The following is an 11,924-nucleotide window of genomic DNA, read 5'->3' as shown; positions in this document are numbered from 1 at the left end:
TCCGCCCCAGACCCCGCTCCTCAATCGCCGGAGGGGCTGGAGATGGGCATATCAAGCCCGTCCGGCGATTGAGGACACGCGGCCGAAGGTCGCGTACGGGGGTGCAGGGGGCGAAGCCCCCGCAAAGGCGGGGCTCAGGGGGTCTGGGGCGCAGCCCCAGTTTCGGGAAGGGGCGGGATCGGGGAAACCCTCCCGCCCCGCCTACCGCACCGCGAACCCGTACACCGTCTCCGACCGGAAAACCTCCCCAGGCCGCACCACCGCGCTCGGAAACTCCCCCCGATTCGGCGAATCAGGAAACCGCTGAGTCTCCAGCGCCACCCCGGCCCCCGCCCCGAACGGCTCCCCGTCCAAGTGATCCGCCGTATACACCTGCATCCCCGGCTCACTGGTCGTCACGCTCAACACCCGCCCGGACCCGCCCTCATAAAGCTCAGCAGCAACCCCACCCCCATCCAGCACGAAGTTGTGATCCAACCCCGACCCCACCTTCCGCGCCTCCCGGAAGTCGAACCGCGTCCCCTCCACAGCCGCCAGCTCCCCGGTAGGAATCAAGTCCCCGTCCACGGGCGTGACATACGAAGCCCCCACCCGCAGCTCATGCCCCTCCGCACTGCCGCTCCCCGCCCCCGCAAGGTTCCAGTACGTGTGATTGGTCAGACTCACCACGGTCGGAGCATCAGTGGTCGCCTCATACGAAATCCGAAGCGCCCCCCGCTCATCGACCACATAAGTCACCGCCACATCCAGCCGCCCCGGAAACCCTTCCTCCCCATCAGGACTGACCCGCGAGAGCCGCACCCCCGCACCGTCGCTGCCCACCGCCTCCGCGTCCCACACCCACTTGTCGAACCCCCGCACACCCCCGTGCAGACAGTTCGGCCCGTTGTTCCGCGCCAGCGCGTACACGCGCCCGTCGAGCTCGAAGGACCCGCCCGCGATCCGGTTCGCATACCGCCCGACCAGCGCCCCGAAGTACGGCCCCGGCTGGTCGACATACCCCGCCACGTCCCCGAACCCCAGCACCACGTCGGCCACCGCACCATCCCGGTCGGGGACTTCCACCGACTGGACGATCCCGCCGTACGTCAGCACCCGCACCCGCGTCCCACCGCCCTCCAGCGTCCAGCGGTGAACAGGGGTTCCGTCGGCGAGGCGACCAAAGAGTTCCATGATCCGGACCCTACGCGGGCGGCTCCGCGGCCGTGACATTGCGGTACGCGATCTCGGCCAGCCGCCCCTGCCCGTTCTTGCTCGGATGGAACCAGTCCCACCGGCTCAACTGGTCCCCGCTGAACCGGTACCCGAAGACCGCCCCGCCGTCGTACCGGCAGCGCTTGTCCCGCGCGCACACCTCCCGCAGCACCTTGTTGTACGCGACGACCCGCTCCTGCACGCTCTCGCGCCGCTGCACCGCCCCCTCGTCCATGGAGTCGGCATCACCCAGCATCGAAGCGCAGATCCCCAGCTTCCAGATCTGCTTGCCCAGCGGATTGCCGCGCCCCTCCGACCAGAGCCGCTTGAGATCGGGCACGCTCGCCACGTACACCTGCGTCTTCGGCAGCTCCCGCCGCACCTCCCGCAGGGCCGTCTCGAACGAGGCGCGGAATTCCGCCACCGGAGTCATGTACGAAGCCGAGTCCCGGCAGGCGTCGTTGGCGCCCGCGAGCACAGTGATCATCTCGGGCTTCTTCTCCGCCGCCTGCTCGATCTGCCCGGGCAGATCGGCCATCCGCGCCCCGGTCTTCGCGAAGTTCCAGCTGCCGTGCGCCCCGAGCCGCTCGGCGAGCGACCGCACCTTCTCGTCCGTACCCGTGGCCCATGACACCTCCGGGCAGTCGGAGAGCACCGAACAGGCGTCAAAACCGCGGGTGATGGAGTCGCCGACGGCCGCGACGGAGTTCGGGGAGCGGTCCCACAGCGGGGTGGGTTTCGGGGTCGGACGCGGGGCCGCGGACGTGTGCTTGGCACCGTCGGCGCTGCCGGAGTCGCAGCCGGCGAGCGCCCCCAGCGGCAGCAGAAAGGCCGTCGTCAATGCGACGACGGCCCCACGGCCACGGCCTCTGCGCGCGGTCCCCTGAAACCTCTTCCGCATCCTTTGACCCCCTCCGTGTGGCGGTATGGCGCATCCTGTCGAGTGAATGGCGGGTGTTTCCAGGCTCTTGGACCGACAGTACGTCACACCTCGGACGCCGACGCGCGGTAGCTTTTCCCCACCGAACCAGAGGCATCTTCGTTCACATACTGTCCCATTTCAGGCGCGCTGGAGGTCCCGGTGGCGACACGTGGAGTCCTGTACGTACATTCCGCACCCCGCGCACTCTGCCCGCACATCGAGTGGGCCGTCGCGGGAATTCTCGGGGTGCGGGCCAGTCTCGACTGGGTCAGGCAACCCGCGTCCCCCGGCACCTGGAGAGCGGAGCTCTCCTGGCAGGGGCAGATCGGCACGGCCTCCAAGATGGCCTCCGCACTGCGCGGCTGGGACCTCCTGCGCTTCGAGGTGACCTCGGAGCCCTGCCCCACGGCGGAGGGCGAGCGCTACAGCTCCACCCCGGCCCTGGGTATCTTCCACGCCGTCACGGGCATCCACGGCGACATCCTGATCCCCGAGGACCGGCTGCGCGCGGCGATGGCACGGGCGGCGCGAGGCGAATCCGTCCTCGAAACGGAGATCTCCACCCTCCTCGGCAAGCCGTGGGACGACGAGTTGGAGCCGTTCCGGCACGCGGGCGAGGGCGCCCCGGTCCGCTGGCTCCACCAAGTCGTATGACGTCGGTAGCAGTCCTGGGCACGGGCATCATGGGCGCGGCGATGGCCCGTAACCTCTGCCGTGCACCGGGCGTGGACGTCACGGCCTGGAACCGCACCCGCGCCAAGTCGGAACCCCTGGCGGCAGAAGGCGCGGTGATCGCCGCGACGCCGGCCGAGGCGGTGGCGGGCGCGGACGTGATCCTGACGATGCTGTACGACGGCGACGCGGCCCTGACGACGATGCGCGAGGCGGCGCCCGCGCTGGCCCCCGGCACGATCTGGCTCCAGTCGACGACGGCGGGAGTCGAACTCCTCCCCGTCCTGGCCGAGTTGGCGGCCGCCCACGGACTCCTCTTCGTGGACGCGCCGGTCCTCGGCACGAGGGCCCCGGCGGAGAACGGCCAACTGACGGTCCTGGCGGCGGGCCCGGAGGCGGCGCGCACGCCCCTCGAACCGGTGTTGTCGGCGGTCGGCAGCCGCACGACGTGGGTGGCGGACGACGGCACGACGGGAGCGGCCACCCGCCTCAAACTGGTCTGCAACAGCTGGGTCCTGACCCTCACCCAGGGCACGGCGGAGGCACTGGCCCTGGCGAAGGGCCTGGACGTAGAACCCCAGGCGTTCCTCGATGCGGTGGCGGGCGGCCCCCTGGACTGCGGCTACTTGCAGGCGAAGTCGAAGGCGATCCTCACCTCGGACTACACCCCCAGCTTCTCGGTCACCACGGCGGCGAAGGACGCACGCCTGATCGTGGAGGCGGCGGAGGGGGCGGGCGTCCGCCTGGACGTGGCGGCGGCGGGCGCGGAACGCTTCCGCAGGGCGGAGTCGCAGGGCCACGGCGGGGACGACATGGCGGCGACGTACTTCGCGAGCTTCGACGCATCAAGCGCGTCCGGCACATCCAAGCCCACCTCAGGCAAATCCAGCCCGTCCGGCGATTGAGGACACGCGGCCGAAGGTCGCGTACGGGGGTGCAGGGGGCGAAGCCCCCGCATGCGGGGCCCGAGGGCTCGGCCCCGTCAACTCCCCACCCCGGCAGGGGGTCTGGGGCGCAGCCCAAGTTTCGGGAAGGGGCGGGGTGGGGGAAAGCTCCCCCGGACACGGACGAGGCCCGCCCCCCTGGCCAGGGGAGCGGGCCTCGCGGCGCGTAAGGCGCGGGATCAGACCGAACGGAACGCCAGCACCACGTTGTGGCCGCCGAATCCGAACGAGTTGTTGATCGCCGCGATCGTGCCCTCGGGCAGCGGCCGCGGGTCGTTGCGTACGACGTCCGCGTCGACCTCCTCGTCGAGGTCGTCGACGTTGATGGTCGGCGGAGCCGTGCGGTGGTACAGCGCGAGGACCGTCGCGACGGTCTCGATGCCGCCCGCGCCACCCAGCAGGTGACCGGTCATCGACTTCGTGGCGGAGACCGCGACGTGCTCGAGGTCGTCGCCGAGCACCTTGCGCAGAGCCTTGATCTCGGCGACGTCACCCTGCGGGGTCGACGTGGCGTGCGCGTTCAGGTGGACGATCTCCGACGGCTTGAGGCCGGTCGAGTCGAGCAGCTGCTGCAGGGCTGCGGCGATGCCGCGGCCCGTCGGCTCGGGCTGCGCGATGTGGTGGGCGTCCGAGGACAGGCCCTGGCCCACGGCCTCGCAGTAGACCCGGGCGCCACGTGCGGCGGCGTGCTCCGCCGACTCCAGGACGACGATGCCGGCGCCCTCGCCGAGGACGAAGCCGTCACGGGCCTTGTCGTACGGGCGCGAGGCCTTCGTCGGCTCGTCGTTGTTCTTGGACATCGCCATCATGTTGGCGAAGGCCGCGATGGGCAGCGGGTGGATGGTCGCCTCGGCGCCACCGGCGACGACGACGTCGGCGCGGCCCGAGCGGATCATCTCGATCGCGTACCCGACCGCCTCGGCGCCGGACGCACACGCGCTCACCAGGGAGTGCACGCCCGCCTGGGCGCCCACCTCCAGGCCGACGTTGGCGGACGGGCCGTTGGGCATGAGCATGGGCACGGTGTGCGGGGAGACGCGGCGTACGCCCTTCTCCTTCAGCACGTCGTACTGGTCGAGCAGGGTGGTGATGCCGCCGATGCCGGAGGAGACGACCGCGCCGAGCCGCTCGGGCTCGATCTGCGTCTCTTCCTCACCGGCCTTGCCGGTGAAGCCGGCGTCGGCCCACGCCTCGCGGGCCGCGATCAGCGCGAACTGCGCCGAGCGGTCCAGCTTGCGGGCGAGCGGGCGCGGAAGTACTTCGGACGGGTCGACCGCCGCAGGGGCGGCGATACGGACCGGCAGTTCGGCAAAGCGCTCGCCCTCGAGGGGCTTCACGCCCGACCGGCCGGCCAGTAGACCTTCCCAGGTCGATGCGCTGTCGCCACCCAGCGGTGTGGTTGCGCCGATACCGGTGACGACCACGGTGCGATTGGTCGAGCTCACTGGAATTTCTTCTCCACGTGTAGAGGGATCGAATCACGGCGCCACCGCGGGGTGGCGTCAGCCGCGCGGCCTGGATCAGGCCTGGTGGTTGGCGATGTAGCTCGCGGCGTCGCCGACCGTCTTGAGGTTCTTGACGTCCTCGTCGGGGATCTTGACGTCGAAGCGCTCTTCGGCGGCGACGACGACCTCGACCATGGAGAGCGAGTCGACGTCCAGGTCGTCGGTGAAGGACTTGTCCAGCTGGACGTCCTCGACCGGGATACCGGCGATCTCGTTCACGATCTCGGCGAGACCGGCAACGATCTCTTCCTGAGTGGCGGCCATGATGGCGCTCCTTCGATGTTCGTTATCAGGGGTGTGGCAGCACTGACCGGAGGTCCGGACAGCGCCTAGGGGAGGGTAACGACCGTCGCGGCGTAGACGAGACCCGCCCCGAAGCCGATGACGAGCGCGGTGTCGCCGCTCTTCGCCTGTCCGGTCGCCAGGAGCCGCTCCATTGCGAGCGGGATCGAGGCGGCCGAGGTGTTGCCGGTGGTCTCCACGTCACGGGCGACCGTGACGTGCTCCGGCAGCTTCAGAGTCTTCACCATCGAGTCGATGATCCGCATGTTGGCCTGGTGCGGAATGAAGACGTCCAGGTCGTCCGCGGTGATTCCGGCCGCGTCCAGCGCCTGCTGGGCGACCTTCGCCATCTCGAACACGGCCCAGCGGAACACCGCCTGGCCCTCCTGCGTGATCGCAGGGAACTTGATGTGGCCCTCGCTGTCGAGCGGGAGCTCGTTGACGTCGCCGATGTGGAAACGGTCCCAGGAGACGGTCTGCTTGATCGTCTCGGACTTGTCGCCCTCGGAACCCCAGACCGTGGGGCCTATGTGCGGCTGCTGGGCGGGGCCCACGACAACCGCACCGGCGCCGTCGCCGAAGAGGAAGGCGGTGGCGCGGTCGGAGAGGTCGGTCAGGTCGGAGAGCCGCTCCACGCCGATGACCAGAACGTACTCCGCGCTGCCCTCGACGATCATGCCCTTGGCGAGGGTGAGGCCGTAACCGAAGCCTGCGCAGCCGGCCGAGATGTCGAAGGCCGCGGCCTTCTGCGTGCCGAGCTTGTCGGCGATCTCGGTGGCGATGGCCGGGGTCTGCTTGAAGTGCGAGACGGTCGAGACGACGACCGCGCCGATCTGTTCGGCGGCGATCCCGGCGTCGGCGATCGCCTTTCCGGAGGCCTCGATCGACATCATCGCCACGGTCTCCTCGGGGGAGGCCCAGTGGCGGGTCGCGATGCCGGAGCGCGAGCGGATCCACTCGTCGGAGGAGTCGATCGTCTCGAGGATCACCTCGTTGGGCACTACACGGACCGGGCGGTAGCCGCCCACGCCCATGATGCGTGCGTACGGGGCGCCCTGGCTGGGCTTGATCTTCGCCATGCTCTTCCGGGCTCCTTAGGCAGCCGCGTGCTCGGCGATGAGCTCGCGAGCAGCGTCCAGATCGTCGGGGGTCTTCAGCGCGAGGGTCTTTACACCGGGCAGGGCGCGCTTGGCGAGGCCGGTGAGGGTGCCGCCCGGGCAGACCTCGAGGAGCGCGGTCGCGCCGAGCTTCTGGAAGGTCTCCATGCACAGGTCCCAGCGGACCGGGTTGGCGACCTGGCCGACGAGGCGCGAGATGACCTCGGCGCCGGTGGCGACCGCCTGGCCGTCCTTGTTGGAGACGTAACTCAGCTTCGGGTCGGAGACCGTGAGCTCCTGGGCCGCCTTGCCGAGCTCCGCCACGGCCGGGGCCATGTGGTGCGTGTGGAAGGCGCCCGCGACCTGCAGCGGAACGACCCGGCGGGTGCCCTCGGGCTTGTCGGCGACCAGGGCCTCGATCTGCTCGGCGGTCCCGGCGGCCACGATCTGGCCCGCGCCGTTCACATTGGCGGCGGTCAGCCCGAGCTTCTCCAGGTGCGGGAGTACGGACTCGGGGTCGCCGCCCAGCAGCGCCGCCATGCCGGTCTTCGTGACCGCGGCGGCCTCTGCCATGGCCAGTCCGCGCCTGCGGACCAGCTTCAGGGCGGCGGTGTCGTCCAGTACGCCGGCGAAGGCGGCGGCGGTGATCTCACCGACGCTGTGGCCGGCGACCGCGCCAGGGGTGACATCGCCGAGGGCGGAGGCCGAGAGGAGACCGGCGGCGACCAGCAGGGGCTGGGCGACGGCGGTGTCGCGGATGGCGTCCGCGTCGGCCTTGGTGCCGTAGTGGGCAAGGTCGAGCTCGATGGCGTCGGACCACGCGGCGATGCGGTCGGCGGCGCCGGGGAGGTCGAGCCAGGGAGTCAGGAAGCCGGGCGTCTGAGCGCCTTGGCCGGGAGCGACGAGTACGAGCACCCTCACACTCTCTCTTGTGGACGGCTCCGGACGCCCGTGGGGACAGGGACGAAGAACCGTCGGGGTAATTGTTGGTGTCCGACAAAAGTCTAGAGCTGCGAATCTCCGTCGGCCAGACGCCCCAGGATCAGGGCGATGCGCAGCGTGAACGCCGAGCGGACATCGGAGGGCGACCAGCCGGTGACGTCTGTCACACGTCGCAGCCGGTAGCGCACGGTGTTGGGGTGGACGAAGAGCATCCTGGCCGCGCCTTCGAGGCTGCTCGCCTGCTCCAGATAGACGCTCAGCGTCTCCAGGAGCGCGGAGCCCGCTTCCTCCAGCGGTCTGTAGATCTCCTCCACCAACTGCTCCCGCGCGGCCGGGTCCGAGGCGATCGCGCGCTCCGGAAGCAGATCGTCCGCGAGGACGGGCCGTGGGGCGTCCTGCCAGGCCGAGCATGCCTTGAGTCCGGCGGCCGCGGCCTGCGCCGACTTCGTGGCGGCGAGCAGGTCGGGGACGACGGGTCCGGCGACCACGGGACCGGCCGCGTACGGGCCGATGAGGGCCTTCGCGACCTGCAGCGGATTGTCGCTGCCGCCCGCGATGACGACCAGACGGTCACCGAGGACACCGGTCAGGACCTGCAGTTTCGCGTGCCGGGCGGCCCGGCGGATCGCCTCGACGGTGAGCTCGCTGTCGCCGTTGGGGGCGGTGCCGAGGATGACGCAGACGTGCTCGGGGGAGTTCCAGCCGAGGGCTGCGGCGCGGGATACGGCGCCCTCGTCGGCCTCGCCCGACAGGACGGCGTTCACGACGAGGGATTCCAGGCGGGCGTCCCAGGCGCCGCGGGCCTCGGCGGCCTGGGCGTAGACCTGGGCGGTCGCGAAGGCGATCTCGCGGGCGTACACGAGCAGCGCCTCGCGGAGGATCGACTCGTCGCCGGGGGCGGCGACCTCCTCGATCGCGGACTCCATGACCTCGATGGTGGTGCGCACCATCTCGACGGTCTGGCGCAGAGTGATCGCCCTGGTCAGCTCGCGGGGCGCGGTGCCGAAGACGTCGGTGGAGATCGCCTGGGGGGTCTCGGGGTGCCTGAACCACTCGGTGAACGCGGCGATGCCCGCCTGGGCGACCAGTCCGATCCAGGAGCGGTTCTCCGGGGGCATGGCCCGGTACCAGGGCAGCGTCTCGTCCATGCGGGCGATCGCATGGGCGGCGAGTCGGCCGGAGGACTGCTCCAGCCGCTTCAGGGTCGCGGCATGCGGGTGCGGGGCGTTGGCTGCAGGTTCGGGCACGGGGACAAGACTGCCTTATCGGGACGGGGGCGTGCCCGGCCGGGGCTACGGTGGGCTTCGTGATTTCAGTACGGCGCTCCGGCGACCGGTTCCCGGGCGGCGACCCGGCGGCCGGAATCGAGTCCCACCACGCCTTCTCCTTCGGCACCTTCTACGACCCCGACAACCTGCGCTTCGGCCCGGTCCTCGCCTGCAACGAGGAGCGGCTCGCGCCCGGCGCCGGCTTCGACGAGCATCCGCACAGCCACACCGAGCTCATCACCTGGGTCGTCGAGGGCGAGCTCACGCACCGCGACTCGGCCGGGCACGCGACGGTCGTACGGGCCGGGGACGTCCAGCGGCTCTCCTCGGCCGGCGGGGTCCGCCACGAGGAGCGCAACGAGGGCACGGTCCCGCTGACCTTCATCCAGATGTGGCTGGCCCCGCTGGAGCCGGGCGGCGACCCGTCGTACGAGATCGTGCACGGCATCGCGGACTCGACTCCGTACGCGGTGCTCGCGGCGGGCGCGCTTCTCTACGTACGGAGGCTGGCGGCCGGTGAGCGGACCGCGGTGCCGGATGCGCCGGGGGTGTATCTCCATGTCGTACGGGGTGAAGTCGCCCTCGGTGGCGAGGAGTTGGGGGCGGGCGACTCGGCCCGCATCACCAAGGCGCAGGGGCTCGACCTGGTGGCGGCCGGCCCCGCGGAGGTCCTGATGTGGGACCTCAACTCCGCCTGAGCTCCGCCAGTACCGAGTCCGTGAGGGCCGGCCAGACCTCGACCGCCCACGGCCCGAAGGCGCGGTCGGTCAGCGCGATGCACGCGGCCCCCGCGTCGGGGTCGACCCAGAGGAACGTGCCCGACTGCCCGAAGTGGCCGAAGGTGCGCGGCGAGGACGAACTGCCCGTCCAGTGCGGGGACTTGGCGGCGCGGATCTCGAAGCCGAGGCCCCAGTCGTTGGGGTTCTGCAGTCCGTAGCCCGGCAGGACGCCCTTGAGGCCCGGGTAGGCGACCGAGGTGGCCTCGGCGACCGTACGCGGGTCGAGCAGCCGAGGGGCCTGGAGCTCGGCCGCGAACTTCACGAGGTCCTCGACCGTGGAGACGCCGTCCTTGGCGGGCGAGCCGTCCAGCGTCGTCGCCGTCATGCCCAGCGGCTCCAGGACCGCCTGGTGGAGGTAGTCGGCGAAGGGGATCTCGGTGGCCTTGGCGATGTGGTCGCCGAGCGCCTCGAAGCCGGCGTTGGAGTAGACGCGGCGCTCTCCGGGGGCTGCCATCACGCGCGGTTCGTCGAAGGCGAGGCCGCTGGTGTGCGCGAGGAGGTGGCGTACAGTCGCGCCCTCGGGACCGGCGGGCTCGTCGAACTCGATCGCGCCCTCCTCGTACGCCACCAGCGCGGCATACGCGGCGAGCGGCTTGGTGACCGAGGCCAGCGGGAAGCGGTGCGCGGTGGGGCCGCGGTCACCGGCGAGGGTGCCGTCCGCTCGTACGACGGCGGCCGCGGCGGTCGTCACGGGCCAGTTCTCGATCATCGCCAGGCTCTCCATGCGTACGAGCCTAAACGCAAAGTTCTCCACGGATTCGCTTGCTTGGAGTGCGCTCCAAGGAATTAGCGTTGTGGGTGTCGCGAGGACGAAGGAGCTGGGACCGCATGACCGTGCTGGAGACCGCACCCGCAGCCGTATCCACCAAGACGGACGTCTGTGCGTCCGCGCCGGACGCGCACCCCCGCCCCGCGGGCCAGGACAAGTACACGATCAGCGAGGTCGTCGCCTGGACCGGGCTGACCGCGCACACCCTGCGCTGGTACGAGCGGATCGGCCTGATGTCGGACGTCGACCGCTCCCACACCGGCCAGCGCCGCTTCAACAACCGCGACCTGGACTGGCTCGCCTTCGTCGGCAAGCTGCGGCTCACCGGGATGCCGGTCGCGGACATGGTCCGCTACGCCGAGCTCGTCCGGGCGGGCGAGCACACCTTCGAGGCACGGCAGGAGCTCCTGGAGCAGACCCGGCGGGACGTGCGCACGCGCATCGCCGAACTTCAGGACACGCTCGCCGTACTGGACTTCAAGATCGACTTCTATGCGAGCGCCCACCGGGCGCCGGAGAGGTACTGAACAGCATGAGCACGGAGAAGATCGCACGCGTCACGCTCGGCACGAACGGCCCCGAGGTCGGTGTCCAGGGCTTCGGCGCCATGGGCATCAGCGAGTTCTACGGGGAGACCGACGACACGACCGCCCGGGACACCCTGGAGGCCACGGTCGAGGCGGGCGTCACGCTGATCGACACCGCCGACATCTACGGTCGCGGGGCCAACGAGAAGTTCCTCGCGCCCTTCGTCGCCGCGCACCGCGACGAGATCACCCTGGCCACGAAGTTCGCCATCGAGCGCACCGACGACCCCGCGTACCGGGGTGTGCGCAACGACCCGGCGTACATCCGCCAGGCCGTGGAGGAGAGCCTGCGGCGGCTGAACGTCGACGTCATCGACCTCTACTACATGCACCGGCGCGACCCGGCGATCCCCTTCGCCGAGTCGGTCGGCGCGATGGCCGAGCTCGTACAGGCCGGCAAGGTCAAGCACCTCGGGCTGAGCGAGGTGACCGGCGCCGAACTGCGCGAGGCGCACGCGGTGCATCCGATCGCTGCCCTGCAGTCGGAGTGGTCGCTCTTCTCGCGCGACACGGAGATCAGCGCGGTCGGCGCGGCCGCCGAGCTGGGTGTCGCCCTCGTGCCGTACTCCCCGCTGGGTCGCGGCTTCCTCACGGGGTCGTTCGCGGACGCGGACAAGGACCTGAAGGGCAGCGACTTCCGCAAGTTCCAGCCGCGCTTCACCGGCGACAACGCGAAGACGAACGCGGCGCTCCTCGAGCCCGTCCACAAGATCGCGGCGGCTCATGGTGCGACGGCCGCGCAGGTTGCCCTCGCGTGGGTGCAGCAGCGCGCCGAGGTGCACGGCCTGGTGGCGGTCGTGCCGATCCCGGGGACGCGCAAGCGCAGCCGTCTCCTGGAGAACACCGGGGCGACCCGACTCACCCTCTCCGCCGAGGAGTTGGCGCTCTTGGAGCCGATCGCCGGACAGGTCGCGGGCGACCGCTACCCGGACATGTCGAACACGGCGGCGGCGCGCGAATAGC

At 70.7% G+C, this 11,924-nt stretch carries 13 protein-coding genes; 5 read left to right on the top strand and 8 right to left on the bottom strand.

Annotated elements, in window-relative coordinates; all coding sequences use genetic code 11:
- Positions 1-201: 201 nt before the first annotated feature.
- Complete coding sequence (locus tag OG707_RS10610) at positions 202-1,176, bottom strand: aldose epimerase family protein (RefSeq protein ID WP_329127719.1); 975 nt, start codon at positions 1,174-1,176, stop codon at positions 202-204.
- 7 nt (positions 1,177-1,183) lie between these two features.
- The gene (locus tag OG707_RS10605) at positions 1,184-2,095 is read right to left on the bottom strand and encodes an SGNH/GDSL hydrolase family protein (RefSeq protein WP_329116807.1); all 912 of its coding nucleotides are present in this window, start codon (positions 2,093-2,095) and stop codon (positions 1,184-1,186) included.
- A gap of 180 nt (positions 2,096-2,275) precedes the next feature.
- Between OG707_RS10605 and OG707_RS10600 the strand changes: the two genes are divergently transcribed.
- Together OG707_RS10600 and OG707_RS10595 are read left to right on the top strand one after the other, a co-directional pair.
- Positions 2,276-2,770 carry a DUF3145 domain-containing protein gene (locus tag OG707_RS10600; RefSeq protein ID WP_329116805.1) on the top strand — a complete coding sequence of 165 codons (495 nt, stop codon included), beginning with the start codon at positions 2,276-2,278 and terminating at the stop codon, positions 2,768-2,770.
- Positions 2,767-3,693, top strand: a complete 927-nt coding sequence (locus tag OG707_RS10595) for an NAD(P)-dependent oxidoreductase (RefSeq protein ID WP_329116802.1) — start codon at positions 2,767-2,769, stop codon at positions 3,691-3,693. Before OG707_RS10600 ends, OG707_RS10595 begins: the two co-directional genes overlap by 4 nt.
- A 218-nt stretch (positions 3,694-3,911) precedes the next feature.
- Here the strand turns inward: OG707_RS10595 and fabF are convergent, their stop codons facing one another.
- The 5 genes from fabF to OG707_RS10570 form a co-directional block, all read right to left on the bottom strand.
- Positions 3,912-5,177 carry a beta-ketoacyl-ACP synthase II gene (fabF, locus tag OG707_RS10590; RefSeq protein WP_329116801.1) on the bottom strand — a complete coding sequence of 422 codons (1,266 nt, stop codon included), beginning with the start codon at positions 5,175-5,177 and terminating at the stop codon, positions 3,912-3,914.
- A gap of 75 nt (positions 5,178-5,252) precedes the next feature.
- A complete protein-coding gene (locus OG707_RS10585; RefSeq protein WP_206958848.1) occupies positions 5,253-5,501 on the bottom strand; it encodes an acyl carrier protein in 249 nt (82 codons plus the stop codon).
- Positions 5,502-5,566: 65 nt separating this feature from the next.
- Positions 5,567-6,598, bottom strand: coding sequence for a ketoacyl-ACP synthase III (locus tag OG707_RS10580; RefSeq protein WP_329116796.1), 1,032 nt, complete (start codon positions 6,596-6,598; stop codon positions 5,567-5,569).
- Between the two features lie 15 nt (positions 6,599-6,613).
- Positions 6,614-7,531 (bottom strand): ACP S-malonyltransferase, encoded by a 918-nt coding sequence (locus OG707_RS10575; protein ID WP_329116794.1) that lies wholly within the window; start codon positions 7,529-7,531, stop codon positions 6,614-6,616.
- A gap of 89 nt (positions 7,532-7,620) precedes the next feature.
- Entirely contained in the window at positions 7,621-8,805 is a 1,185-nt protein-coding gene (locus tag OG707_RS10570) for a PucR family transcriptional regulator (RefSeq protein ID WP_329116793.1), read from the bottom strand.
- A 59-nt stretch (positions 8,806-8,864) separates the two neighbouring features.
- Between OG707_RS10570 and OG707_RS10565 the strand changes: the two genes are divergently transcribed.
- Positions 8,865-9,524 carry a pirin family protein gene (locus OG707_RS10565; RefSeq protein WP_329116792.1) on the top strand — a complete coding sequence of 220 codons (660 nt, stop codon included), beginning with the start codon at positions 8,865-8,867 and terminating at the stop codon, positions 9,522-9,524.
- On the opposite strand, the gene OG707_RS10560 is transcribed toward OG707_RS10565, so the two are convergent.
- On the bottom strand, positions 9,511-10,329 hold the full coding sequence (locus OG707_RS10560) for a serine hydrolase domain-containing protein (RefSeq protein WP_329116790.1): 819 nt from the start codon (positions 10,327-10,329) through the stop codon (positions 9,511-9,513). The genes OG707_RS10565 and OG707_RS10560 overlap by 14 nt on opposite strands.
- 104 nt (positions 10,330-10,433) lie before the next feature.
- Between OG707_RS10560 and OG707_RS10555 the strand changes: the two genes are divergently transcribed.
- Positions 10,434-10,901: a MerR family transcriptional regulator gene (locus tag OG707_RS10555; RefSeq protein ID WP_329116788.1), complete on the top strand. Its 468-nt coding sequence runs from the start codon at positions 10,434-10,436 to the stop codon at positions 10,899-10,901.
- A 5-nt stretch (positions 10,902-10,906) separates the two neighbouring features.
- A complete protein-coding gene (locus tag OG707_RS10550) occupies positions 10,907-11,923 on the top strand; it encodes an aldo/keto reductase (RefSeq protein WP_329116786.1) in 1,017 nt (338 codons plus the stop codon).
- Position 11,924 lies beyond the last annotated feature (1 nt).

The sequence above is a fragment of the Streptomyces sp. NBC_01465 genome (genome assembly GCF_036227325.1).
In the GTDB taxonomy this organism is placed as follows: Bacteria; Actinomycetota; Actinomycetes; order Streptomycetales; family Streptomycetaceae; genus Streptomyces.
The sequence above is the reverse complement of the archived record's forward strand: the minus strand, read 5'-3'. Positions and strand labels throughout refer to the sequence as shown.